The 26,118-nt window shown below is 49.7% G+C and carries 20 protein-coding genes; 9 read left to right on the top strand and 11 right to left on the bottom strand.

All coding sequences use genetic code 11. From position 1 onward, the window contains the following. Positions 1 to 105: 105 nt before the first annotated feature. Complete coding sequence (hemW, locus tag ACN0YR_RS01230) at positions 106 to 1,239, bottom strand: radical SAM family heme chaperone HemW (protein WP_417847381.1); 1,134 nt, start codon at positions 1,237 to 1,239, stop codon at positions 106 to 108. Next, positions 1,236 to 2,309, bottom strand: coding sequence for a hypothetical protein (locus ACN0YR_RS01225; protein ID WP_417847380.1), 1,074 nt, complete (start codon positions 2,307 to 2,309; stop codon positions 1,236 to 1,238). Before ACN0YR_RS01225 ends, hemW begins: the two co-directional genes overlap by 4 nt. A gap of 110 nt (positions 2,310 to 2,419) precedes the next feature. On the opposite strand from ACN0YR_RS01225, the gene ACN0YR_RS01220 reads away from it, so the two are divergent. Together ACN0YR_RS01220 and ACN0YR_RS01215 are read left to right on the top strand one after the other, a co-directional pair. Continuing rightward, the gene (locus ACN0YR_RS01220; protein WP_417847379.1) at positions 2,420 to 3,478 is read left to right on the top strand and encodes a ferrochelatase; all 1,059 of its coding nucleotides are present in this window, start codon (positions 2,420 to 2,422) and stop codon (positions 3,476 to 3,478) included. 124 nt (positions 3,479 to 3,602) lie between these two features. Next, complete coding sequence (locus ACN0YR_RS01215) at positions 3,603 to 4,370, top strand: HpcH/HpaI aldolase family protein (RefSeq protein WP_417847378.1); 768 nt, start codon at positions 3,603 to 3,605, stop codon at positions 4,368 to 4,370. 542 nt (positions 4,371 to 4,912) lie between these two features. Here the strand turns inward: ACN0YR_RS01215 and ACN0YR_RS01210 are convergent. Next, positions 4,913 to 5,791: a menaquinone biosynthetic enzyme MqnA/MqnD family protein gene (locus ACN0YR_RS01210; protein ID WP_417847377.1), complete on the bottom strand. Its 879-nt coding sequence runs from the start codon at positions 5,789 to 5,791 to the stop codon at positions 4,913 to 4,915. Between the two features lie 481 nt (positions 5,792 to 6,272). Here ACN0YR_RS01210 and ACN0YR_RS01205 point away from each other — a divergent pair, with 481 nt between their 5' ends. The 4 genes from ACN0YR_RS01205 to ACN0YR_RS01190 all read left to right on the top strand — a co-directional run bounded on the left by ACN0YR_RS01205 (position 6,273) and on the right by ACN0YR_RS01190 (position 11,997). Then, complete coding sequence (locus ACN0YR_RS01205) at positions 6,273 to 7,595, top strand: homoserine dehydrogenase (protein WP_417847376.1); 1,323 nt, start codon at positions 6,273 to 6,275, stop codon at positions 7,593 to 7,595. A 120-nt stretch (positions 7,596 to 7,715) separates the two neighbouring features. Further along, a complete protein-coding gene (locus ACN0YR_RS01200; protein WP_417847375.1) occupies positions 7,716 to 8,549 on the top strand; it encodes a sugar phosphate isomerase/epimerase family protein in 834 nt (277 codons plus the stop codon). 518 nt (positions 8,550 to 9,067) lie between these two features. Then, the gene (locus ACN0YR_RS01195; RefSeq protein WP_417847374.1) at positions 9,068 to 11,095 is read left to right on the top strand and encodes a type II and III secretion system protein family protein; all 2,028 of its coding nucleotides are present in this window, start codon (positions 9,068 to 9,070) and stop codon (positions 11,093 to 11,095) included. 185 nt (positions 11,096 to 11,280) lie between these two features. Next, positions 11,281 to 11,997, top strand: coding sequence for a hypothetical protein (locus tag ACN0YR_RS01190; RefSeq protein ID WP_417847373.1), 717 nt, complete (start codon positions 11,281 to 11,283; stop codon positions 11,995 to 11,997). 137 nt (positions 11,998 to 12,134) lie between these two features. On the opposite strand, the gene ACN0YR_RS01185 is transcribed toward ACN0YR_RS01190, so the two are convergent. Beyond that, the gene (locus ACN0YR_RS01185; RefSeq protein WP_417847372.1) at positions 12,135 to 13,100 is read right to left on the bottom strand and encodes a lysophospholipid acyltransferase family protein; all 966 of its coding nucleotides are present in this window, start codon (positions 13,098 to 13,100) and stop codon (positions 12,135 to 12,137) included. Positions 13,101 to 13,557: 457 nt separating this feature from the next. On the opposite strand from ACN0YR_RS01185, the gene ACN0YR_RS01180 reads away from it, so the two are divergent. Together ACN0YR_RS01180 and ACN0YR_RS01175 are read left to right on the top strand one after the other, a co-directional pair. Then, positions 13,558 to 14,508: an aldo/keto reductase gene (locus tag ACN0YR_RS01180; protein ID WP_417847371.1), complete on the top strand. Its 951-nt coding sequence runs from the start codon at positions 13,558 to 13,560 to the stop codon at positions 14,506 to 14,508. 34 nt (positions 14,509 to 14,542) lie between these two features. Then, a complete protein-coding gene (locus tag ACN0YR_RS01175) occupies positions 14,543 to 15,568 on the top strand; it encodes a zinc-binding alcohol dehydrogenase family protein (protein WP_417847370.1) in 1,026 nt (341 codons plus the stop codon). 211 nt (positions 15,569 to 15,779) lie between these two features. Here ACN0YR_RS01175 and ACN0YR_RS01170 read toward each other — a convergent pair whose 3' ends face one another. Next, positions 15,780 to 17,048: a sialidase family protein gene (locus ACN0YR_RS01170; protein WP_417847369.1), complete on the bottom strand. Its 1,269-nt coding sequence runs from the start codon at positions 17,046 to 17,048 to the stop codon at positions 15,780 to 15,782. 30 nt (positions 17,049 to 17,078) lie between these two features. Then, on the bottom strand, positions 17,079 to 18,194 hold the full coding sequence (locus ACN0YR_RS01165) for a squalene--hopene cyclase (protein WP_417847368.1): 1,116 nt from the start codon (positions 18,192 to 18,194) through the stop codon (positions 17,079 to 17,081). 794 nt (positions 18,195 to 18,988) lie between these two features. On the opposite strand from ACN0YR_RS01165, the gene ACN0YR_RS01160 reads away from it, so the two are divergent. Next, positions 18,989 to 20,242, top strand: a complete 1,254-nt coding sequence (locus ACN0YR_RS01160; RefSeq protein ID WP_417847367.1) for a cupin-like domain-containing protein — start codon at positions 18,989 to 18,991, stop codon at positions 20,240 to 20,242. A gap of 323 nt (positions 20,243 to 20,565) precedes the next feature. Here the strand turns inward: ACN0YR_RS01160 and ACN0YR_RS01155 are convergent, their stop codons facing one another. The 5 genes from ACN0YR_RS01155 to ACN0YR_RS01135 all read right to left on the bottom strand — a co-directional run bounded on the left by ACN0YR_RS01155 (position 20,566) and on the right by ACN0YR_RS01135 (position 26,107). Next, on the bottom strand, positions 20,566 to 21,297 hold the full coding sequence (locus tag ACN0YR_RS01155; RefSeq protein WP_417847366.1) for an N-formylglutamate amidohydrolase: 732 nt from the start codon (positions 21,295 to 21,297) through the stop codon (positions 20,566 to 20,568). Further along, positions 21,294 to 22,544, bottom strand: a complete 1,251-nt coding sequence (locus ACN0YR_RS01150; protein WP_417847365.1) for a carboxylate-amine ligase — start codon at positions 22,542 to 22,544, stop codon at positions 21,294 to 21,296. Before ACN0YR_RS01150 ends, ACN0YR_RS01155 begins: the two co-directional genes overlap by 4 nt. Before the next feature lie 66 nt (positions 22,545 to 22,610). Continuing rightward, positions 22,611 to 24,077, bottom strand: coding sequence for a RimK family protein (locus ACN0YR_RS01145; RefSeq protein WP_417847364.1), 1,467 nt, complete (start codon positions 24,075 to 24,077; stop codon positions 22,611 to 22,613). After that, positions 24,055 to 24,816, bottom strand: a complete 762-nt coding sequence (locus tag ACN0YR_RS01140) for a C39 family peptidase (RefSeq protein WP_417847363.1) — start codon at positions 24,814 to 24,816, stop codon at positions 24,055 to 24,057. The genes ACN0YR_RS01145 and ACN0YR_RS01140 overlap by 23 nt, the downstream gene beginning before the upstream one ends. A gap of 409 nt (positions 24,817 to 25,225) precedes the next feature. After that, the gene (locus ACN0YR_RS01135; RefSeq protein WP_417847362.1) at positions 25,226 to 26,107 is read right to left on the bottom strand and encodes an alpha/beta hydrolase; all 882 of its coding nucleotides are present in this window, start codon (positions 26,105 to 26,107) and stop codon (positions 25,226 to 25,228) included. Positions 26,108 to 26,118 lie beyond the last annotated feature (11 nt).

The following is a 26,118-nucleotide window of genomic DNA, read 5'->3' as shown; positions in this document are numbered from 1 at the left end:
TTGAAACCAAGCCGTCCACCTGTAGAACGGGAACATTTTCCCGTTCAGGCAACAGCAAGTTCTTGTCGCGGGACAAGATTCATCCAGCTTGAGACTCACAGAGACTTACAGAAATTCTGCAACAACGGTGTCAGCCAGGAAACGGCCTTCGTAGGTGAGGCGAAGATGTTCGTTGTCGATTTCCAATAATCTGCGTTCGAGGAAGTTGTCATATTCCTCGGGAGCGAGATCGCGGATCGAGCAATCGAAACGTTCTTCATAGTTGCTTAAGTGGATGCCTTTCAATTGCCTCAGTCCCAGCATCACAGCCTCGCGTCGCGCTAAGTCCGGTCCAAGAACCTCTCGGTCCGAGCAGGGCGACTCTCCACTCTGGATCTTCTTAATCCAGCCGGTGACACTACGATATCTCGTCACGCGCTCGCCATTTATGAGCGAAGCTGCCCCCGGTCCGAATCCGTAGTAAGGGAGCGCGTTCCAGTAGATTTGATTGTGGCGACATTGAAATCCGGAGAGAGCATGATTGGAGAGTTCGTACTGATCATATCCCGCTTTTGAAAGCTCCCTCATCGCGGAAGCGTACATCGATCGCTCAAGTTCGTCTTCCGTTTGCTCCAACTGAGACTTCATTCTCCGCGTCCAGAATGCCGTTCCTTTTTCGTAAGTGAGGCCATAGGTCGAGATGTGCTGAGGGGCGAGCGAAATCGCATGATCCAGCGTCGTCTCCCAATCTGTCAGCGATTGTCCCGGGACGGCGTAAATCAAATCGAACGAAATATTTTGAAATCCTCGATCACGCAAGCGTTGAGTGACATCGGCAACGGTCTCCGGGGTGTGTCCACGTTCGAGGGTTTTCAGATGCTCAGCCTGAAACGATTGCACTCCCAAGCTGACGCGATTGACGTTGAACTCTTTGATTACATCCATTCGCTCAGACGAAAAATCTTCCGGGTTACATTCAATTGAAAACTCGCCATCACGACGAACAGGAAGCCATCGCTGAAGAATCTTCAAGAGGCGTTGCAGGTGTTTGGGGGGGAGATAATTGGGAGTTCCGCCACCGATAAAGAGGGTGGTCAGCTGTTGCGGTTCAACAAGTGATTCGCTGATTTCCTGTTCCAAACAATCAAGGTAGACCGACAACAAGTCATCGCGGTTGGCAATGACTGTGAAATCGCAGTAACCGCATCGATGAATGCAGAACGGGACATGAATATAGGCAGCTGAGACAGATTCGCTCATAAGTGGCACCATGTTTGATGCTGGACCGGTTTCCCTCCCAGCGTGAGCGGCGAGGTTCTCACCGCATCTGTTGACGGTGCCGCTTTCGAATGAATCCAGCTCACGTTGTTTTCTTTGGGGAAGCAGGCATTCGCCCAATGAATGGCAAGTCGTCCCATCGTCCAGCGAGCGTTGATGTCCTGCAGCGGTCTTGCGGCTCGATTACCATCGGATTTCTCGTAGATCATTGCATCAATCCCCACCGGACCGAAATACCCTATTTGCTGGATCTGCAAACATGCCAACCTCTGTGAATCGATGATCGATTCCAACTCCGGGAATTGTTGTTCGTCAATCCGCACTGTTGAACCAATAAACTGCCCACGTGTAGAACTTTTCAACTGTGTGACTCCAAAGAGTTGTGGCGGTCCTTCTTCGGGGAGATCCCACTGAATTCCAAACTCCGCGAGCGATTTCAGTTTCGGTTCCAGAAAGAGGACTCTGTTGTCTCCCAGGCGATTGGCAGCCCAGGCTGCCTGTTTCTCGGTCAATTTACGGGTCTCTCCAATGATTTGACCACGTCCGGATTGTCCAAAATTTTCTTTGAGAACAAAACCATTATCAAATTCCGGTCTCTGCAGTGAACTCTCGAGAGAGGAAGCGGATTGAAGAGAACTTTCTCCATCGAGCAAGCAGTTCAGAAGCTGAGAGAGCTGAAAGGAAAAGACTCTGGAATTTGCCAATTTCACGGCGTCAAATGAAGGGTGAGTCGATCTGATCTTAAGTTCACCGTCAAACTGATCGACCAGTTCTTGTGTCCATCCCCAAGGCTGAAGATGTGTGACAGTATTCAGAATCTCAGGGAGTTGATCGGGACCGACAAATTTGGGAGGAATAATGCCAAAACTTCGGAGATAGTCAGTAAAATCTGGCGGGATCAATTCCGGACAGAGAATGAAATCTTCAGGAGAAGTCGCTGCAGTCAGGCATGGAGAAAGTTCTGCCTCGATGCGTTGAACAGCTGTGGATATTTGATTTCGTTCGATCAGCTGACTTTCAAACGAAAAATTCCCAATCCAAAGTGCGGACATTCGTATTTTCGGTGGTTTTTATAAGGTTCTGTGCGGAGCGATTGGACGGTTTGAGCAGTTTGACAATAATACCTTGAGATTGCACGTGGCTATCTCACGAAGATTCATCGATGACCGAAAGTGGTTTTGTGAGCAAATATAATTATGACGCCGTCCTGTTTGTTTCTTTTGGAGGACCAGAAGGACGTGACGATGTGATTCCGTTTCTTGAAAATGTGCTACGCGGGAGAAATGTTCCTCGGGAACGCATGCTCGAAGTTGCTGAGCATTACTACCATTTCGATGGCATGAGTCCCATCAACCAGCAGACACGCGAATTAATGGCCGCTGTGAAAGCAGATTTGAAAGAACTCGGCGTTGAAATTCCCATCTATTGGGGAAACCGAAACTGGAATCCGCTCTTGCCGGACACCATGCAGAAAATGAAGGACGACGGAATTCAAAACGCGATCGCATTCGTTGTTTCCGCCTACAGCTCTTACTCCGGTTGTCGTCAATATCGGGAAAACATTCTGGCAGCACAGGATGCCGTCGGAGAAAATTCTCCGAAAGTCGACAAGATTCGGACATTTTATAATCACCCGGATTTCATTGCTGCGAATGTTGAGCATATTCAAGCTGCCATCAACTCACTCCCGGAATCACAGCAGTCTGAGTTTCGTCTTGCTTTGACTGCTCACAGTATTCCCGAATCGATGGCAAGCACATCTGACTACGTGCAGCAACTTTCCGAGACTTGTCGTCTGATCACTGAGGAACTGAATCTCCCACCGAAACGTTGGCGACTCGTTTATCAAAGCCGCAGCGGGCGGCCAGAAGACCCGTGGCTCGAACCGGACATTCTTGATCATATCGATGAATTGGATAGCCAGGGCGTCAAATCGCTGGTCATCTCTCCGGTCGGCTTTCTTTCTGATCACATGGAAGTTCTGTTTGATCTCGACGAGGAAGCAGCACAAAAGTGTGAGGAATTGGATATCACATTGGTCCGGGCTGATTCTCCGGGCAATCATCCTAAATTCGTGCGGTGTGTCAGTAAGCTGATCATTGAGCGATTGGACAAGTCCGTCGAGAAAGAAGCGATCGGGAAATTTCCCGCAAACTGGGATGTCTGTGCCAAAGATTGCTGTCCCGCACCTGTCCGCCCAACAAAACGACCTGCTGGCTAGAGCGTCGGGAATTCTCTAAAGTTCAAGCTCAGACATGAATATCGACCGATATTGATGAACTCTTGTCGTCCCATTGCAGCGACAAGTGATTGAATCACAAAGAAACAGTGACAGGAAAAATGAGATGTCTTTGAAGAAAAAACTCGCTGCGGGTGAGCGTGTCAATGTGTTTGCACTTAGTCGGCTCTACCAACCTAATATGATCGAAATGTTTGCGATCCAGGGCGGATTTGATGGTTTCTGGATTGATGCCGAGCACGCGAGTTTTTCGACCCAGGATATCGAAGTCGCAGCAGCCTACGCTCGTGCTTCCAACCTTGATTGTTTCGTCCGCATTCCTCCTCACGATTACTCTTTGGTGACGCGATGTATTGAATCGGGAGCTGAAGGTGTGATGGCTGCCCAAATCGTGTCAGCAGAACAGGCAGAAGAATTTGTTCAGTGGGCGAAGTTTGCCCCACGTGGAAAACGTGGACTGAACGCTGGATGTCACGACGGGCAATTCGGAACAATTCCGGTTGCCGAGTTTTGTCAGCAGGCGAACGAACGTTCTTTCGTTGCAATCCAAATCGAAACGCTGCAAGCCTTGGAAGAATGCGACGAAATCGCAGCCATCGATGGCGTGGACCTGTTGTTCATCGGCCCTTCTGATCTTAGCCAAGCGCTGGGAGTGACCGGCGATTTCATGCACGAAAGCTGCATTGCTGCGATTAAGAAAGTGGCTGCAGCCTGTGCGAAACACGGAAAAACCTTCGGAGCAGTCACGACGACTCCTGAACACGCCCACATGCTCGCCGAATTAGGCTGTAAGATGATCAGCCCGACGAACGACATTCGGACTTTGAATGCAGGCATCAAAGCTGTCAAAGAATCGTTCAGCGAATTCTTCTAAAGCATCGTTCGAATTGGTTTGCAGGATCTGCCTCGTAGCGAACAGCATTTTTGCTAGAGAAATGCGTTCTTCACGGGCAAACGGTAGAGCAAACTGCTCAAAAGCGAATCCAATAATACAGGTCTATACGCTCTGCCTCGTGAGGAAAGGCGATTTTCCATGTGAAGCGCGTCCTGCGTGGGCAGACGGTAGACCAAATTGCTTTAAAGCGGCTCTGGAGCTACCACCGAGTGGATTTCTTCAGCTTGTCGGTTGAGTGAGATCGCAAAAAAGGCCGGTTTGAGTAGATTTGTGCCATTCTGGATAACAAATTCCACTGCAAGTCAAGAGAAGTTTAAAAATCCCTCATCAGTTTTACTGATTTTGCCGATTCTAGGGTTGGCTTGGAGAAAGGTGTGTTTTCCACAATAAGTGGGAATCAGGGGGGCATCTTTCTTCATCCGAGCCAGATCTTACTTCAGGCACGCCACCGCTCTGGCGAGTCAATTCTCAGGACAATCACGTAGATGTGTGATGGAAATCTGTCCTTCGGTAGCAGAGAGCTACGCCGAGATCAGTTCGGCCTCTTCGAGTTCAGGCAAATCTCTGAAGCTCAGCGGCGTCGGATCTGCCAAGCCTAAGTTGGCAGCTAATTCCTGGAACATTTTTAGCCCTGCTCGCTCGGCATCTCCGAGTTTGAAGTAGAGATTTTTTGTCAGGTAATTCAGAGCGGTCTCGTAGTCCAGGTTCAGAGCCTCTGCTCCGTCCTGCGCGATTCGCTCAATTGCGTTCAATCCGGCATCGCGTGACTGAGCCAGCCTGGAAGGAATCTCGCCAAGTTCTGTATTCTGTCGAGTCACCCACATCGCGAACACAAATGGAAGACCGGTCCAGTTGACCCATTCTTCACCCAAATCCCAGACTGTGTGGAAAGACTCTTTAGGTGGCGAAATCGCACGGTCGCCAATCAGCAAAACGGCGTCGGCATTTGTGTCTCGCGTGGTTTTCTTCAGGGGAAGTTTCTGAAGTTCAGGCGTAACGCCAAACCGTTCTTCGAGCATAATGCGCGTCAGTGCCGCACTGGTACGTGAACCTTCATCCAATGCCAGAGTTCGAATCTCCCCCGGGTGAACCCGTGAGTACAACTTCACTGACATAACAGGTCCGTGAGTGGCAACACACGCATCCGAAACGACTTCGTAATCGGGATTCAGGAATGATTCGACAGAAGGGATGAGGGCGACATCAAGATCGCCGGACGCCAATCCATCAGCCAAGCGACTGGGAACGTCGAACATACAGTCACTCTCTGGACAAAGATTTTCGAGATCTTCGACTAAAGGTTTACTGTTCAAATAGCTGACTGCACCGATTCGCATCGTCGCTTGAACCTTATTCTCTGGAAGCGAATTGGGAGTTTGTTTTCGCGCTCGATCAATCATCAGTCCTACTCTCCATAGTTTGGCACAATTGGATTATAGAAGACCATACGAATCTCGCAATCGACACAACGTACATCAAGATCAGTTGTTGGAACAACGCTTGGGGTCAGTTTGAAACAGGGGCATACTGCGCCGAATACCGGAATCTGAGCTTTCAAACAGTGTGGAGAGCTTTCAAGATTTGACGTTCTTGGACAAAGTTCGCCCCGTTCTGTCTCCTTGAACCGGAGAATCGCCTTCGTCGTAACGGAGAATTCAGTCCCATTTTACGATTTGAGACAACAGAGCCTCCTGCATGCCTCCCGTGAGCGAAGAAATCCCGCTAATCTGGTGGACGCGGAAGTCAAACATCATGGCGGGGTCGAAACCTGCCCACATTGAGAACAGATCCGAAAATCTGAATTTGGTTCCCAAACACTGAGGGGATTCCTCATCATAGAGGTTTTGGATCGGTTCCTTGAACAGAATTTCACTCACAGAAATGTCGAAACCACTTCGAGTCGGATTGATTGGACTGGGAACTGTTGCCAGTGGCGTTGCCCAAATTCTTCTGCGTCATCGTGACAGAACCCGGGAGCGAGCCGGTCGGGATGTCGAGATTACTCGAGTCGCCGTCCGAGATCTCAGTAAATCACGTGATGTCGAGATCCCATCAGGCATTTTGACCACCGATGCCATGTCGGTCGCAACTGCTGCTGATGTCGATGTCGTTATTGAGCTCATAGGAGGGATTTCACCTGCGAAAGAGCTCGTCGAAGCAGCCTTGAATCACGGGAAAGATGTCGTGACTGCGAACAAGGCGTTGCTTTGTGAGCATGGGGACACACTCTTCGCTCTCGCAAGAGAGACCGGCAGATGTATCGCGTTCGAAGCGGCTGTTGCAGGCGGTTGCCCCATCATTGCTGCCATGAGCCAGTCGATGACTGGTAATCAAATCACATCCCTGGCAGCAATCTTGAATGGAACCAGCAACTTCATTCTGACGCAAATGCTGCATAACGACGCATCCTATGACGATGCGGTTCAAGAAGCTCAAGAGTGCGGCTACGCTGAGGCGGACCCGTCGATGGACGTCAAGGGGACCGATGCAGCTCAAAAGTTAGGAATCCTCACTCAGCTTGCGTTTGGTGAGCGGATTAGTCCCGATCAATTCCCGGTTCAGGGAATTGATGAACTTGAACTCGAAGATTTGCACTTCACTGATGAGCTTGGCTATGCCGTGAAACTTCTGGCGACTGCAAAACTCGTAAATGGGCATCTTGAACTGCATACGCAACCGACGCTCATTCGAAAGGAACGCCCTTTGGCTCAGGTCGACGGGCCGTACAATATGATTGAGATTACCGGCGATGCGGTTGGCAAAGCCTGGTTCTCTGCGATGGGAGCGGGGCAAATGGCGACCGCCTCCGCTGTGGTTGCAGACATCATTGATGTTGCTGTCGGGCGAGCAGCGATCACTTTTCCGCATCTGAATCTCTGGCAGACCGAAGAAAAGTTTCAACTTCAGAAGTCGGAAGATATTGAACGCCGCTACTACTTCCGTTTCCATGTGGAAGACCGTCCACACGTAATTGCAGATATTGCCGATGTCCTCGGTCGCAACGGGATCAGTCTCTCTTCGGTGATGCAGAAAGAGGCACAGATCGAAAGCCCCAAAGCTGGAGAACCTCCCATTGTCCCCTTGGTATTCATGACTCACGAGGCAACAGAAGGTCAACTTCGAGCCGCTGCGGTCGAACTCGACTCGCTGGACTGTGTTCAACCCCCTTGGCTTTGCCTCCCCGTGAGCGATGATCAAGCATAGTTCCTGAACCTGGAATCTCTCCGGCAACTTTTGTCGTGAAAAATCTTCTCAATCTCTGAGAGTTCAAAAGTAAAAGTGCCGGATCAGTTTGAATATCTGTTTCAAAAGTGATTGTTCCTGATGAAAATCGCATGCTTCCCGAATACGTATGGTCGCTTTGGTCCTAACGCTGCGATCGATTTACTTGCTTCCGCCGGAATTCACTGGTTGGAACTGCCGATCAAGAATCACGGGATGCCCTCTTTTTTCAAGGAAGAGCCCGTCGTTACGAATGGCTCAACTCCGCAGTCCATTTTTGCTTTAAAGGAACGCATCGCGGAAGCTGGTCTCAAGGTCTGTACTTGCAACATCACCAGTGGAAATCCCCTTGAAGAAGAGGTTCTCAAGAGAACTCTGACAAAGCTCACGATCGCCAATCAGTTCGGGGCCGAGTACGTCGTCGCTGGAGGCGGGGAGCTGGCGGATGACGACCAATGGCCGTTGCTTATTGACCACATGCGTCAAATCGGCGACTACGCTCAGAAGTTGGGGATCGTGTACTGTTGCGAAACGCATCCAGGAACCTGTCAGAATGCAGATGGAATGCTGGAACTCGTTGAACGAGTCAATCATCCAAACATTCGGCTCAACTTCGACACCGGCAATATCTTCTATTACAACGAAGATGTTGAGTTACTGGAAGAGATGAACAAAGTCGCCCCTTATATTGCACATGTTCACTTGAAAGACACGAACGGGAAATTCAAGGACTGGCACTTCCCTGCCTTGGGAACCGCTGGTCATGTCGACTTCGCTGAAGTTCTCCATTTTCTCAAGGGAATCGATTTTACTGGCCCCTGCAGCCTCGAGCTTGAAGGCATTGAGGGAGAGCCAGAACTGACACTGGAGCAAACGCATGAACGTGTGCTCGCCAGTATTGAGCACCTCAAGAGTGTCGGTTGGGAAATCGAATAAACTTCCCCACCCCTTGTAAAACGTCTCTTTGAAATCGGTCCTTGCTGTTCGCTCTTCTTTAAATCAGCGATCGAAAATCGTCTTGACGACCTGCCTCGTGGGTTAACGCGATCTCATTGACGAATCTCATTCTTCGAAATCCTCATCGAACAGTCAAACGGCAGAGCCTCCCTGCCCTCAACTTGAGCGGTTTTTTCCCTTTCAGGCAAAACCCATTCTCTCCGCCCCGCCTCCTGACTCATTTTCCGGTTAGGCAAAATGGGTGGGGGTTTTCGATATTAGGGAATCCGTCTGTTTGTCTGCGAGGTGATGATTGTTGCGGCGGTAACGGATTGGAGTTGTGCCTGACACATGACGATTAAGAACGTGGAGTTCATCGCATTGAGACAATTTTGCAGAGATCCATCGCGATTGAAACAACTCGAACAGGCGTATTTACAAGGCAATCATACTGTTCGGAATTTCCGAGCCGTGCAGCCGACGGGATGTTGGCTGAGAATGATAGGGAGCGACACCGGATGTCGACCGTAGAAGTATCACCAACTGTCTGGAATCGAGTGCAGAAATTTGTCTCTCGGGTAAAGCTGCGCAAGAAATGTTCTGCGGTGATTGTTGGTGCAACTCTTCTGGGAGGGCCTGCGCAGGCGCAGCATCCAGAATCGCAGATGCCCCCCCTGCCTGCTCAGCAGGTTCAGCCGGGAGCTCAGCAGTACTCTCCGACGATTCAACAGGTGCAGGCAACTTACGATGCCCGAAGAGCACTCGATCCACGAATCCGTTCCATGCCTCGTTCTGAACGCAAATTAGATGTGATCAACAATCGATCACAACTCGTGATTACAGATAAGAGGGTGACGCGATTTGCGTTTTCGAATCCAGATATTATCGACATCATCCAGTTCAGCGAGAATGAGTTTTCGATTCTCGGGACAGGCTTGGGGACCACTGATTTGTGGTTATGGTTCGAAGAGGAAGGTCGGGAAGTGACCGAACCGCTCATGTATGTGGTTACGACAATCCGCGATCCGGATCTTGATGATCAACGGCGAATTGAGTTCGGACGAATTGAGCGAAAGCTGCAGCTGTTGTACCCGAACAGCAAAGTCTATCTGATTCCGATGTCAAGAAAGATCATCGTGAGGGGGCAAGCACGAGATGCTGCCGAAGCTGCCAAGATCATGAATGTCGTCCGTGGAGAGGTTGTCGCGCAGTCAGATAATCTGCTTGGGCTGGGGAACGATTTCGGTCTCGGTGCCGGACAGAATAACTTCAATAACGGTTTCAATAACAACACGGTCAATGACTTTTTCTCATCCTATATTGTGGATGAATTGCAAGTGCCTGGGGAATTTCAAATTAAAGTCCGCGTACGGATTGCAGAGTTGAGCCGTTCGCAACTACGACGACTAGGTATGGACTGGAGTGTTGTCTTTGATAATGGAGCACAATCGATCAGCCAGACGTTGACCGGAGGGGCCGCCACTCTGACTGGCGTGTTTGAAGGTGGGGATATCAATATCATGATTGATGCCTTGGCTTCAAATGGAAGCGCTCGCGTAGTCGAAGACGCTCGTCTTATTACTTTAAGTGGACAACCAGCTGCGTTCCTCTCGGGAGGTGAATTCGCAGTCCCGACAATTGTCGGAATCGGTGGAGCTCAAGGTCAGCAGACAAGCTTCCGTGGGTTTGGTACTTCGATTATCACGACTCCAACCGTTGTTGATAACGATCTGATTCGATTAACAATTGTGCCTGAGTTGAGTTCCGTCTCCTCAGCGAACACTGTGGGCGGGATTCCCGGGCTGAACGTTCGACGCGTGCAAACTCAAGTCGAACTTCGCGAAGGTCAAACAATCGTCCTTGGTGGTGTCTTCTCGCGAAGAGAGACAGCTGAGGTTACGAGAATTCCGTTTCTGGGTGAGATCCCACATATCGGGAACTATCTCTTCAATGCCAAGCAGGCAACTGAAGATGAAACGGAAATCCTGATTATTGTCACGCCAGAACTTGTCCGGCCAATGGATGCAGATCAAACTCCTCCGTTGCCTGGGTTCTATGTGACACACCCGGACGATCACGATTTCTACAAATATAATCGCATCGAAGGTAACCCGGATATGGGGTACTACCAACTCCTGCCTTATGGAAACGGCCAGGGTTACGGTCAAGATGTGGGTTACAACTTCTTTAATCCGCCACCAGCAGATGGGCAGATTGCACCCGCGAATGGCTATGCTCCAGTGCCAGGCGACCCCGCAGGGCAAAACTATCAGCAACAACCGCAACAACAGTACGACCAGCCACAGCAGCAGGTCCCACCACAACAGTATCCGCCAAGTCAGCAGCAATACCAGCAATCGGATCAGCCTTCACAGCGACCTGCGTATGTTCCACCGGCTCAACCGCTTCCACCGCCGCCACAGCCATATGGAACGACCCAAAACGGAATGAGACCAGCTCCATCAGTTGGTCAGCCAGTAGCACCGCATGGAGTTCAACAGACTTCCGGTTATCGACTCGATCCTAGAGTGCAACGAAATCGATAGGGTTTCGTGAACCTGAATCGTTGGATTGTTGCATAATTTTCGGAACGGATTGAGTCGATCGGTAAAACCAACCAGTCGTCGATCTATTCCTTCCCTCGGGGCATCACTTATTCAACGAATTGATGAGTGAACGCCGAAGTAAATCACTGCATTACAAGGAGTGATTTGTCATGGAGAGCACAAGAATGTCATCACGGAAGCGTCAGGGACAACTGGCAAGTCTTCTCATCTTATTGATGTGCGCCTCAAGCTGTGCCCATTCGAACACCTGCGGTGTTTCAAGTTGTGATCCTGCAGGATGTGGACCAGCGACCGCCGGCTGTGGGAAAATCAAAGGGTGTGGCGGGGTTGGCTGCGGCAAAGTCGGATGTGGAGACTGCTGTCAAATTTGCGAGAAGTGCTCTTTTGCACTCTGTGGATGGATGTGGAGAAAACCGAATGCCGTCCCAGAAACACTTCCATTGGGAAGTACCCTTCGTGCACATGATCAAGTCATGCAGACGAATGCCGAAGCTGCAGATTTCATCTTCCATCGACACGATTTCGTTGGTCAAACGGCGCACTTGACGCCGGATGCAAAAGACAAAATTGTTGAAGTCGCAGCTCGATATCGCAGCACTCCGTTCCCTGTCATCATTGAGCGTTCTGAAAACAATTCAAATCCAGAACTCGATGCTTTGAGAAGAAATATCGTCGCCACGATTCTGACAGACTTCGGCAACGAAGATGCCCAGCAACGTACGGTTGTCGCAACTCCTTATGGACCAGGCTACACCGGGAGACGAGCAGAGATGATGTATTACCAACACGTTGGTTTTGGAGGCAATAACAACACCAACGGGACTGGCAATAACGGAATGAACACGAACAACTTCGGTGGCGGATTCGGCGGTAGCTTCTAGAGTTTTCGGAATGCTACTTGAGCTGTAGAGCAAGTCTACTGAAATGGTGCCTTGATATGCTCAGCCTCGTGGTGATCAGCCAGTGAAGCCGCGAAAATCTAAAAACGCTGCATGCAAAACTGTATGCAGCGTTTTTTTTATGCAGCCTTTTCTTTGTTTCTCTTCTTCTTTCTGGGGATTGACTTCCAGCGTCGATGGACCCAAAAGTACTGTTCAGGGTAACGCCTCACTGCAGCTTCGAGAGCTTGCGAGTATTGCTCGGTGATTGATCGGACTTCGTCGTCAGACTGGATCGTTTTCGTGTCGATGACGATCTCACACCCGACTTCGTATCGGACCCAGCGGCATTCATCGAAGTTGTCAGGTTGACGGACTCCGTACCCAAGCAACACAATGGCATCGTTCTCGATAGCCATGAGCGCGATAGATCGAAATGTTGAGGCAGGTTTTCCAAAGAAGTCGACAAAGACTCCACGACGCCCTGCATCTTGATCGCACAGCAGGCCGAGATTCCCTCGTGCACTGAGAAGATCTGTGATCCCATCCCACCCGCCAGATTTCAGTAAGAGTCGATGGCCGGTCACTTCACGCGTTCTGACAAACCAGCGATGTAAATAGGGGTTGTCAAGTTTGCGAGCTACGATCCCCATTGGAAATCCAAAGGTTCCAAACGTCGCGGTGGTGGCCTCCCAGTTTCCGAAATGTCCGCTCAGCATAAAAACAGGACGACCAGAGTTGAGTGCCTGGGCAGCTTCCCCCCTGTTTCGAAACGACATGATCTCGCGGTAGTTTTCGAGATGCAACTTTCGCGGAAATTGAACCGTCTCAGCGACCAGTCGGAAGAGATGGACCCACATCTTCTCAATGGTTACTTCCACATCACGTTCGCTGAAATCTGGAAACGCGGTTTTCAAGTTGCTTGCTGCAACCTCGTAGCGTGTCCATTTTCGAGGCAAGAGATGGACGAAACTCCAGCCAAGAAATTTTGCAAACTGAACCGACTGTTTGACTGAAACAATGCCAATTAAGCAGGTCAGCACCCGGAAAACGACATACTCCAAGAGCCATCGGAGTTTTTTCATGTTCACCGTGAGTCCCTTCATGGTGGTTCTTGGATGGATCGGAAAGCCTGACTTAATCTCTCAAACAGTGGGTAGATCGCTCATTATATCGATTGATGAGCGAATTCCTGCTGATTCTCGCATGGAACCAGCATTGAGGTCAACGGAACTTTACTGACCTCCTCAAATGGGACCGGGATTAATGAATAAAGACCTTAATTGCGCCCCACTGATCATTAGACCAGTCCGAAAACTTCTGGAATAGCCGCTTTCCTCAATGTTTGAGAGTGCAATTTCAAGTTTCAGGATCAGTTCTAAATAATCCCTCTTCAAAGTCTGCGAAACTTGAGGTATTCACATGCAGCGATTGAGTCCTGCTATTTAAATTTGGTGACAGTTTGTCAGAATGAGGCCAGTTGAGATGCTGCGAGAAAACGAGTCAGGTCGCTCGACATGCGGTCACTGATCCCAGCCAACGAAAGATCGAGAAAGAGAAATTATGCAGAAACGCTCTCTTGGAAAGACTGACATGGAGCTGACGACGCTCTCGTTTGGAGCTTCGTCGTTAGGCCAGGAATTTCGCAGTGTGGATCTCAATGAAGCTCTCCGAAGTGTCCACGTTGCAATTGATCGTGGAATGAATTTTATTGACACCTCCCCATTTTACGGACGTGGAATGAGTGAGATGTTGCTCGGTCGAGTTTTGCCTGAAATTCCCCGCGATCAATACTATCTTGGGACAAAGCTCGGTCGATACGCTGGTCAGCACTTTGACTTTAGTGCTCGGCGTGTTGAGGAAAGTGTCGATATCTCTCTGGAGCGAATGAAGGTCGATCATCTTGATCTCGTTCTGTGCCACGACCTTGAGTTTGTCGAGATGTCGCAGATTGTCGAAGAGACTCTGCCTGCTCTGCGCAAGCAGGTTGAGAAAGGGAAAGTCCGCTACATTGGTGTCAGTGGATACCCGATGAAGATGTTCAAATACATTCTGGAGAACGCAGACATCGATGCGATACTGACTTACAACCACTACACGTTGCAAAACGACATGGCACTCGAACTTGTGCCAATCTGCCAGGAAAAAGGAGTCGGGATCATGAACGCTGCTCCGTTCTGTGCTCGACTTTTAACCAGCGCTCCACTTCCGGAATGGCACAAGGCGACTCCAAAAGTTCGTGAAATTGCAAAAGCTGCCGCAGACCATTGTGCGAGCCGAGGAGTCGACCTCGCTCAACTTGCGTTGCAATTCTCGATCGCGAATCCCGACTTCACAACGTGTGTCACCGGATCTGCCAATCCCCAGCGTGTGTCGCAATGGGTTGACTGGGCAGAAATCCCTCTCGACGAAACCTTATTGGCTGAGGTTCAGGAAATTCTTCAACCTATCCATAACTGGTTCTACCTCGAAGGCCGTCCCGAAAACAACGACACACCGACCGTCGAAGCATAAATCCCTCACCGAAAAAAATGAAAGTCAGATTACAATGAAGGCCATTCGACTCGAAGAACCCAAAAACTTTCAGCATGTAGAGATAGATGAGCCCACGTCTCCAGGTTCTGGGCAGGCTCTTGTGCGGACGCATCGCATGGGGATTTGCGGTACTGACTACGGTGGCTACCTCGGCAAGATGCCTTTTTTCAGCTACCCGAGAATTCCCGGGCATGAACTTGGCGTGGAAGTTCTCGAAGTCGGCGACGATGTTACAAACGTCAATGTGGGTGATCGTTGCAGCGTTGAGCCCTATATGAACTGCGGCGAGTGCTACCCTTGTCGCAAAGGAAACGGAAACTGTTGCGAGAAGCTGAATGTCATCGGCGTGATGGTCGATGGTGGACTTTGTGAGAAATTTCTGATTCGAGCGGACAAATTACACTCATCTTCCAAGTTGACGTACGAACAACTGGCATTGGTTGAAACTCTCGGAATTGGCTGCCATGCCTGTGATCGGGGAGCGCCGCAAAAAGGGGACCACGTTCTCATCATCGGCGCAGGTCCAATCGGACTGGCGACTCTCGAATTCACACGCCTCACCGGAGCGACGATCACAGTGATGGACATGGTCGAATCGCGACTCGAATTCTGCCGTGAGACCTATGGTGTTCCACACACTGTTCAATTCAAAGGAGATGGCAGCGAACTCGAACAGATGCTCGATATCACCAACGGTGACCGGTACGCTGTCGTCACTGACGCGACCGGGCACAACGCTTCGATGTCAAACGCCCTCAAGTACGTCGCCCATACCGGTTCACTGGTCTATGTTGGAATTACAACGGCTGAGGTTTCGTTCCCTCATCCGATCCTGCACAAACCAGAGATGACAATAAAAGGTTCACGAAACGCCCTGCCGAACGACTTTTCAAGAATCATCAGCCTCATCGAAGATGGCACAATCAACACGGAGCCATGGGTCACTCATCGAACATCGTTTGATACGGTGATCGAAGAATTTGAAACCTTCACCCATCCCGAATCTGGAGTCATCAAGGCGATCATCGAAGTTGCTTAAAATATTTTCAATGCTTGTCGTGCCTGTAGAGGTCAATTTCATGACTCCGTGGACGACTCGCCACGAGGCAGGTCGTAAAGACCAAAGCTGGACTTGATTAAGAATCCTCTCTTGCAAGTTGTTGAAACTGATTGCAAGATTGACCGCTCTGCGAAGAGAAAAATCGAAAATCATAAATCGCAGAAGCGGCCTGTCAGGCTGTTGGGGTTTATTACGATTTCGGTTTTATGAACAAAACTTCGGCTCTTTCGATCCATCCTTTTCGTAGATCCACCCGGAACCAGCCGTCGCTGTTTTTCGGATGGAAGCGGACAGGAGAGCGTGGGCCGAATTCTACTAAGTCGTACTCTTTCCAGGTTTTGCCTAAGTCTGGCGAAATGGCGATTCCAGTTTTGAAAGTCGAAGCTGGGGCGCAATGACCAGCCAGGATCACATTGTCTTCAATGATCATGTTGGCCATTTCAAATTCAGCATCGAACAGAAGCGTGTGCTTCTTGGGATCTGCAAAGTCTTCCGGATTGCAGCGAAAAATACCTCGGTCATGCTTTTCGTTGGGTTCCTTCGGGCCATTCGCATCCGCAGCCCAGTACAGTTGCCCATCGACAAAGCTGATGCCTCCCGATTTATAACGCGAGTTCGAGTTGACCGAGACCAAAATTTGCCAGTCCCATTCATCAGCTTTCATATCGTAAGTGCCGCGCATCCAGTGGCACTCTTCCCCAAATCCACGATTGATGTCACCGGTGCAGGCGTAAAAGGCTTGTTCCGCTGGATTAAATACGACCGAGTGAATGTGTCGGCAAATGACAGAGTTCTCAGGATTGCCCAAGTACAAACTGGGATCAATTCCCTTTTCTTGAAACTTTGGATTTCGACCGAAGGAATATGCAATTTTGATTGTCTGCCCACTGTCAGTCGAGTAGTAAATATTGACTGGTACGGCCCCGCCTAGCACGTTGCAGTAATTTCCCCAAACGAGCACTTCCTTGCCTTCGATCTCCCAGGTGTGCACTCCGTCGAGGGGATGAAAATACCAGCCTGGCTGATCCGGGTTTTTCGGCGTGTGTGGCAGGTAATCCTGACCATCTTTGGTGACGATGATCTCTTTGTGTGTCTTGAGATTGTCAGTGCTTAGAAAGATCTTTTGCCGCGTGGCGAAGAGAATGTTTCCGTTTTTCAGAATGCAACTGAAGCCGATGTTCTCTGCGTCGGAAAACTCAGCGCTATGAGACCACGTCTCGCCGTTATCTTCTGACAGGAAGATTTTCCCGTCACTGAAACCGAACGCTTTGTTATCACGTTGCGAATCGATGTAAGGCCCTTCCGGTGCGAGGCGATACCAAAAGTGTTCGTTCTCACCGGACTTGCTATTCTTAGCGGCTTGCAACTGCGCGATGCCAGGGCTCATCAAGCCACCGATTGTGACTGCTGCTGTTGCACCGAGAAAATGACGACGATTCACGTTTTGTTCTTGATTCATGGTCGCTCTCATTTAAGTTAACATTCGAGTTCATCGCTGTTTGTTGGTTGTGCTGTTTGCAGGTTTGATTGAGGCAAACGGCCAACCTTCTAGCTCACCACAAGCCTGAAGTGCGAGGATGACGTAGGCACTTCCGACATTCGAAATCAGGTTTCCGCAATCGTGAACTGGCGAACGGGTGAACCACTTGCCACTCTCTCGCTGATTCTTGTGAATCCATTTAATTCCGCGTTGCAGTCTTGGATCATCCGAAGCGACGCCAAGTTCGCGTGCGACGACGATGACAAACCCAGTTCCATATCCATCACTTGTCTCGGTGTGAAGAGAGTTGTCACCCTCGGGGACAAGCCCCTTCCAGTCAGTGAGAAAACCGGCGGTCGACCAGCCACCGTCGTCAAGTTGTAAGGCGAGCAGTTCCGACAGCGTTTCCTGACGTTGCTCTTCGGTAGCGATGCCGTCGACTCTCACCGAACACCACGCAAGCATCGCGCGATGGTGTAACGATTTCGGTGGATTGTTTTTGAAATATACGCGAAGTTTATCGAGGCCCGCGCGAGCCTGCGGAGTTTCTGCATAACCGTCAGGCGCAATTCCGACAGTGAGCGCGGCGAGAGTGACGCCGTAGTGATCGTCGATTTCTATTGGTGCGTAATTGCAATGAGGCCATCTCCAGCCACCATCTTCTCTTTGAACTGTCCACATGATGTCGAGGACATCGCGAGAGACATCGCTGAGTTTTCCGGTTGTTTGAACATCGTTCAGAGTCAGCCCAGTCCCGACAACAATTGGCCAGAACCCTTGTGACTCGTTAGGGGCTTTTTTTGCCCACCGAACTTTTCGGTAATCCTCGTAGAAGCTTCGAACTTCTCCGGAATCAGGCTGAATTTTTGTTAATGCTGGACGTGCTGCCATGTAAAATAAGTTGGTGTGGCAAGTGGCGCACTTCTTCGTCTTCAGCCAGTTCAGAGCGGAACGATCAAGATACTCCGCTGCCTTCTTTGTAGAAAACTCAGCTGCGAAAGGTTCGTCGACAGAGATCTCAGGCAAGCCGACTTCAACATCGTTAAGAGTAATCGGCTGTTGTGCAGAGACGAAAGCGGGCGCAGTTGCAAATAGCAGTACGCAGAGACGAAGGAGTACTATCATAGACTTACTCTTGGGATGAAGTTGGAGTCTCAAGTCTCAGCTAAAAGAGGTGCAACATTATTGTACCTCTTCGTTTCAGATTCATTTCAGAATTGTAATGACCGTCGCAACAGCCAACAAGGAGTTGTCTTCGGTCAAAGAGTCCGTCAGAAAATCTGATCGAGATTGAGCTTCTTACAGCCAGATACTGCCGGGCTTGATGTCGTGATGAGTGGCAGCGAGCGAATTTTGATTCTCATGCTTTGAATAAATTTTGAGATGTCATTTTTAGAGCCAGTCCGAAAACCTCTGGAATAGCCGCTTTTCTCAACGTTCGAGAGAGCAAGTTCAAGTTTCAGGGTCAGTTCTAAAATGCCGATGTTGATGTGCGTGATCAACTCGTCGTGAACTTAAAATGAGTCGCCACTCGGATCATGCCAGCCTGGGCAGAGAGGAGGTGTCCCTACCTCATGATGATAAACTCAGCATGGCACTTGAGTTGGACACGAAGTCATTGTCGAAGTTCATGTGGCTTGTTCCACAACTTCGCTGTTGAATGCTCACGCCTTCTTACTGAACTTCTACTTCTTTGAAGTAATCAAGTGTTTAAAGACGCATAGCAGTTTCTCGATTGGGCGGTTCTACAGTCGTACTGGCGTTGTAACGAGAGGCGCGTTCCGCGTATCATCGATTCAACTGACTGTCGATCCGGTCGGAACCAGTCCATCTTAGAAATTCGGTCGATTTTCGAACATTGATCCGTTCGAGCAAACGCTACTGACCGAGTGCATTTTAAAGAGCATGAAAACTACGGCATGGAATCACGCAGCCCGTTGAAAGCGACCATTCTACATGTGCGCGTTCGACTCAAACATCTTTTTTTAACATTCTTCTACCTGAAACCGTTTATCTATCGAGACATATCGGCCCAGCACGAAAGGACCGATGTCGCCACCCACAATGGACTCCGGCTAGGGTCTGTGAACTACCTGCTGATCAAAATCCTGTGGGCATTTGCTGCATTTTTCCAGCAGCATTGGTTGTTGTTTCCGTTTTATTATCTCTCAGGTTTGTACCACGCAACACATCTTTTCTTCTGGCCGCTTGAACGTCAGGCACTTCGATCGTATCGCGGACACCCCAAGCCTTTACCTTTGCCAGTCCCCGAATTCCAGTCGGTGGATGATCCCGATGAGTTCGTGAAAAACTACATTCAACGCCCATTTCCAGTGGTGTTGCGTTCTTTCCTGAATGATGAGAAAGAATTAGAGAAATGGAGTTTTGAATCGATCTTGGCCAAGTACGGTGAAGAACAGGTGCTGTTGACGACCAAGGAAAAGGACGGATTCGAGGGAAAGCTGTCTCAGGTTCGGGACCCAAATGTTTACTGTCACAACAGTGAATTTCTGTTTCAGAGACATCCACATCTCCTGGAAGGGTTGGAGTTCGATCGTCTTGCCGCTCTGTCAGACGGGATGCAGCCTGCTTACAGTCAGCTATTTATCGGCAGAAAAGGAACAGGGACACCTTTTCACTGCGCAGCGGTCTGGAACTGGTTTTACATGCTGGAGGGACGTAAGCGATGGTATTTCGTGGACCCGACTCACAGTCTGCTGCTGTATCCGGTAATGAGTATGGGGCAACTTGCAAGTATGTCTCACTGTTCTTTTCCTGATCGATACAACAAAGAGGCCTATCCGCTTTTCGAGCACTGCCCGGTTTACAGCGTCGTACTGGAAAAAGGTGACGTGCTGCTTAACCCTCCATGGTGGTGGCATGCGATTGATAACCTGTCCGAGGAATCAGTCTCTGTGGCGACACGCTGGCATCAGGGTGGCGTTGTCGGTAAAGACGCCATGTGGACGGAAGGTTCCTACGATATCAACCGATTCCTCTCAGTCGGCTTGCAAACAGGATTTGCATCACCCATTTACATGCAGCAGTTGTTACAAACTCCTTCGCCCAAACTGGACGAACACACGACGCTCAGGGAAAAACGCAACCGGTTTGTCGACATGCATTATCGAGTCGGCGGCGGAAAAACGCTGGGGATCCATCACAAGCTTTAAAGTCGTTTTTCAAAGCGTCGCCTGGACTCTGGCTCACAGAGGATTGCCCATTAAGCATGTCGTCGTGAGCTAGAGCACCTTTCGAATTGGCTTGCAGGTTCTGCCTCGTGGTGAACAGTATTTTTACTAGAACTGATCCTGAAACTTGAAATTGCTCTCTCAAACGTTGAGGAAAGCATCTATTCCAGAGGTTTTCGGACTGGTTCTAGCGAAATGCGTTCTTCACGAGCACACGATAGAGCAAACTGCTCTAAGAAGTCCGCTCAATCTGTTTCTTTGCTGAACCAAGCCATTTACAGCAGGCATTTCGTCTGGATTCGCTGTCACTGTTTTTCTCTGGGGAAGTTCAGAAGCCTGCGTGTCGACTGGACAAGATGTTTAGCAATCGTGTTGGCGAAATCTGGGTTTACTAAATACTTCTGATTCACTTCCAGTTCGATGCCAACGTAACGCATTTCTGGAAATCGAGTCCTCAGAGTGGTCGTGAAGCCGTCGTCCGTTCCCAGGTACGGTCGGTTCAATTGAATCTGAAAACCGGGAAGTTCATTCTGAATTTCCTGCAACCATTGCTGGCTTAGCTGTGATTCGGCCGGTCTGCTTGGATCAAAAAGAATGCCGACATCGGTGTCGCGAATCACTCCATTGAGCACCGGCGTGAAACTGTGGACAGATACATGGACGATTTGCACCGACCCCGGAAGACTTTGAATATGCTGTAACACCTGATTGCGAAAGGGTGTGTATTCGCTGGCGATGAGCCTGTTTCGCTCTTCTTCGCTTAAAGCTCTTGAATACGACGAGAGCAACTCTGGATTGCTCAGGCTGCGATTGAGGTCGATCAGCAGTCGGCTAGTTGTGGAGAAGATGAGAGGAGCCTGCAAAGCATGTTGAAGTTCTCGTGAAAGATTCAAGGCACCAATGTCCCAGCCTTGATGAGTTTGCAGAACCTCACCCGCTGCGTGAAAGAGTCGCTGATACTGTGATGGAATCTCGTTGCCACCATGTTCGCAAGTCAGCAGAAACTGCCTGGAAGGTGGAGTCTGTATGAGACTCATTCTTTGGCTCCCAGCAATTGTCCCCCTTCGAGACAGTTCGCCAGGAGTTCATAGATCGCGTGCAATTCATTCCGACTTAAATTCTCACCATAAATGGAAGTCATTCTGCGGGCTAAACTTCCGTGGCTCAGGATGAATTCCATCGGAGAAATGAGTTCGGGAGCGACGGTTCGAATCTCTTCTTTCACTTGATCGAACAGCGTTCGCCAAAGTTCCCCGACTGTGATTGATGGAAGTTGAATCCCGAACAGATCCAGATAACCTGCATCACTTAAGGCTGTCTGCTCGGCGGTTTGAATCGTGGCATCAAAGAGGCTTCGTAACGTTTCCACATCCATTCTTTTCTGAGCGAGTAGAGGAGACCAGTCTTCTGCAACCAGCTTTTTCACGACGGCAATAGTCAGCGCCGCAATGGCAACATCGGCCAACGGGCATTCCTGTACATCGATCACACGGATCTCAATCGCTCCCCGCTCAAAGCGGGCGATGGCACCACGTGAATTGAGAAATTCATCCTGAAGAAATCCATCTGGATCGAATGGAGCAATCTCAGCGAACATCGGTTGAAAAATTTGTTGATCGTACTCTTGTCTCGAAAAGACCGCTTCAGGAATCACTCTTCCAGCAACAGAAGGAATCTTACGAGAATTGTTCGCATAGACATCCAGACGCTTATCCAAGACTCCTGAAAACTTTCCTTCAATCCATGGAGAGCTGGCTGCGAGTCCCGGAAGGATAGGTAACACCAGGCGGATAGCAGCATGGAGGCGAGCAAATTCTTCATCTCCGCAGAAGGGAAGATTAATGTGCATGCTTTGAAGATTAGCCCAGCCATGTCCGCGACAATCGAAGACCTTGTGGAACGCCTCATAAACTGGGCTGTAATCGTACGGCCATAGCTGCATTTCGCGGTCAGGGTTCATCCAAGGGTGCATGGCTGTCGGCAGAAGTCGTGCTCCGTCGGTTGCGAGTTGCTTGTTGATGACCTGGATTTGCAACTGAAAATCTTCCGCCAGACCAGCCAAACTGGCTCGTGGGCCGTTCGTTTTGAGTTCGATGACATGGTGCGTCAACTCATTTGACCACGCTGTGCGCCCATGCTCAATTTCGGAGACTGGTTCGTTCTGTGCATCCTTTAACAGATGATGCGAGATTGGACGTACGTCGAGGGTGCTGGCGTCGACAATCATGTACTCCAGTTCAATTCCGACAACATCGAAGAGGTGATAAGGAGTTGAATTGACCATGTGAAAATCAGAAACCTAAAAGTGGGTGACCGGCTGGGGAGGAAGGTACTTGGCGTGTGAAATGGCTTAGTGAATCGCGGATTTCTTTTGCTCAATCCGTTTCAGGAACGACTCCATAATCTTGCGATAGAGTTCGTCTCGCAGGATTTCGTCTTCACAACCGGAATCGATGTTTGGGTTGTCGTTCACTTCGATCAAAGTGAACTTTCCGTCCGATTCTTTCACGTCGACACCGTACAAACCATCTCCAATCAAGTTGGCAGCCTTGATTGCCATTTGCACTGCCTTGCGGGGCGCCAGTTCGACGGGAATGGTTTTCGACTTCCCGTACCGACCACGTCCATCTTTCTCCTGCTGGATGATTTGCCAGTGTCCAGGGGCCATATAGTATTGACACGCAAAGATGGCACGCTGATCGAGCACGCCAATCCGCCAGTCAAAAGTCGTCGGCAAAAATTGTTGCGCAACAATTAACTCGGACTCCGTGAGGAATTCTTGCAGTCGCTCTTCAAGCTCCTTCTGATTTTTTACCTTGACGACCCCTTGTGAGAAGGCACTATCTGGTTTCTTTAAGACGCACGGGAACCCGAGCGTGGGACCAATTTCGTGCATGTTGTCACGGTGAACGACCAAGGTTTGGGGAGTAGGAATTTTATGATACGTCATCAGCTCCGCGAGATAGACTTTGTTGGTGCATCGCGCAATAGAAACTGGATCATCTATCACGACCAGCCCCTCACTGGCAGCTCGCCGGGCGAGTCGATATGTGAAATGGTTGACCGCAGTTGTTTGACGAATGAACAGCCCATCGTACTCCAGTAAACTGCCTGAATCGTCTTTGGTGATCAGATCTGCCGACAGACCGACCGACTCAGCAGCTTTGACAAATTTCTTCAGCGCGCCTTCGTTGGAGGGGGAATTGGCTCCTTCGTTAGGATCGTGCAGAATCGCCAGATCGAACCGCAATCGCTTTGTCTTAGGACGTGACCTGAAAGATTTTGTGAAATGTTTCAAAGCAGCTTCGGTCACAAACTCGTGGTGACCTTCGGTGAGGTCATTCGTTCCCAACGCTTTGACACTCCGTATCTGCCAGGTCTTGTTTTTCACAAAACGAAATCGCAGTAATGGAATTGGAACCATGTTGAACAGATGGCGGGCGAGTCGCTCATAACGTTTCGCCATATTGCAGCCAAAATAAACGCTTAACTCAAACTGGTCGGAATGGAGTGGCTCGAGTGATTTTTGAATTAACTCGTCGAGTTCGTCTCCGACAAACCGGAGCATGGCAGGCGACTTCAGATCTTGCAGCGCGATCACTCCTGGAAGTGGTTTATGCCCCCGAGCTTCAGCTAACAGAGAAACGTAGTAGCCAGTGCTCTGGTACTTCATCGAGCGGCATAAATTGTACAGACGCACATTCCTTCGATTAGCGAATTCGGGATCGGTGAGATAGCGCCAAGCTTCCACCTTTTCGACCTCGGGAATTTCAAGCTCCCAGTCTTTTGTGGAGTCACTCACGATCAGTGTCGGCATTCGTGAACTCACTTTTATGATTGTTTGGCCGGATAACGAGCAAGTTGGCATCGTAAGTCACTATTCCCAGCATGATGGCTGAGAAGACGCGATCAATGTCAACAGCGTACTGGTGATCTCGGGCAATAGGATTTGGGTCGAGCGGATCAGCGACAAGGACCGTCCGCCGTTTAGAGTCGTAACCACAGAGAACAACGAAGTGTCCTGCCGGGAAACCTCGGATATCATCGATCACACTGCTGATCCCGTTAACCGGTTCTGCAAGTTGGATCTCCCGGGCTTCTCCGTACAGAAATGTCGCACTCAATCCGGTAAGGATTGGGATGTTGCGTTTTAAATATCTGCGAATCAATTCAACACTTAAAACCTCCATCCGAATTTCCCCACCCAGATCTAGAAAGTTGATGTAGGAACGGGAAGCAGCCTGTAATTTGGGTGAATCTTTAGCTTCGATCTGGGCGGAGAGTCGTTCCTTCAGATCGACTTTCTTTTTGTCGAACCAAGTGGGATCAAAGACCTGGAGATTGTAAGTGTAGATTCGGGCACGATAGCCGCGCTGCAAGGCATGGCAGCCCAGAAAGACTCCTAACGTGCCTCCCTCTTCCAGACCGCCAGTCTGTTGGATCACGTCATCTAGAGAGATGTTGTCCCGAAAATGTCGATAGACGGCTTGCAGGCAAGTCGGACCACAGGTTGCGTCATCGGGTTGGGAAGAAATGCGAAAGCTGAACTGGTTCATTCGCGCTGAGGCTATCCAACAACAAGGTGAGAGGCAGGGAGCCATTCAAGAATGATCGAATCCTTCCATTCCCTGAAAAGCGACTCCTGTGATCGAGCCCAAGTGTCACACACTGTTAGCTGCTGCAAGTCTCCATGGGTGACTGCTCTCGCCTTGAGCGTTTGCAACGATCCAGTTGCAACATCGCATATTGTATCGTCGATCGATCTGGATGGAATCAGATCTTGAAAAATATTCTTGAATTTCAGAACGGGCGATCAGAGTTGAACGGGTGTCCCGAAATGACCATGTTTTTGAGTCCGTTATTCGACACCTGCAAAACCTTTCACCCCGCCAGTATCATTCGGAGTGTTCCACCCGGGGGAACGATACTGGCAAAGGTTCAAGGTTGTATCGAAATGCAGAATGATCAGGGCTTCTTCGTTTGCCTGTCCAGGAACTTGAAAAATTCCTGCGTCGCTGGGTCGTCTGGCTTCCCTAAATCATTGTTCAAGTCGCTGTGGTTAGAGTCTCGTTTACCATAGATTTGAACGGGGATATCGGATTCCTTAAGAACTTCTCCCAAGCGGTTCGCCTGGGCCCGGGTTTCTGGATTCCCCGAGAAGTATAAGATGAGAAACGGAGGGATGCTTTTCCCTTTGGCAACGTGTGTCACTGCTGAGAAGTCGACATGTTTCTCTGGATCGTTGCCAAATTTCTGACGATGCCCAAACGTGAACATCTTCCCACCGTAAAGCATCTGCCGAAATTCAGCGGTCATGATGATTTTGGGAATGTCGTAAGTATCTCCATCAACGGGGACACATCCTTTCAGTACGTTCAGAGAAACTCCTTGCTCTTTAAGATAACGATCGTCAATGCAGATCAAAGCTGCCAGCTGAGCTCCGGATGAGTGACCTCCAACGTAAATTTGATTCGGGTCGCCACCGTACTTTGCGATGTTCTCATGCACCCAAGCCAGAGATTTGGCGACATCACGGATCAGTTCATCCATTGTCACTTCCGGGAGTAAACGATGATTCGTGGAGACGAAGATGAACCCGCGGTCGACCAATACCTTCGGTTTAAGCCCGACTCTGCTCTTGTCTCCGGTCTGCCAGCCACCTCCATGAATCCAGAACATCACAGGGAGTGGAGATTTTGCAGAGGCTTCCGGCGTGTAGATATCGAGGACGTGACGCTCATGACCGTTCTCAATGTACGGGATATCTTTTGTGAGTTTTTGAGCAAAGCAGGCAGTGCCCGGCAACAATACCAGCAGCGAGAAAACAGCAATCAGTTTCAGGTTCATTATCGACTCCA

Origin of the sequence: Thalassoglobus sp. (assembly GCF_048270125.1) — a bacterium.
GTDB lineage: Bacteria > Planctomycetota > Planctomycetia > Planctomycetales > Planctomycetaceae > Thalassoglobus.
This window is presented reverse-complemented; position numbering and strand designations above follow the sequence as displayed.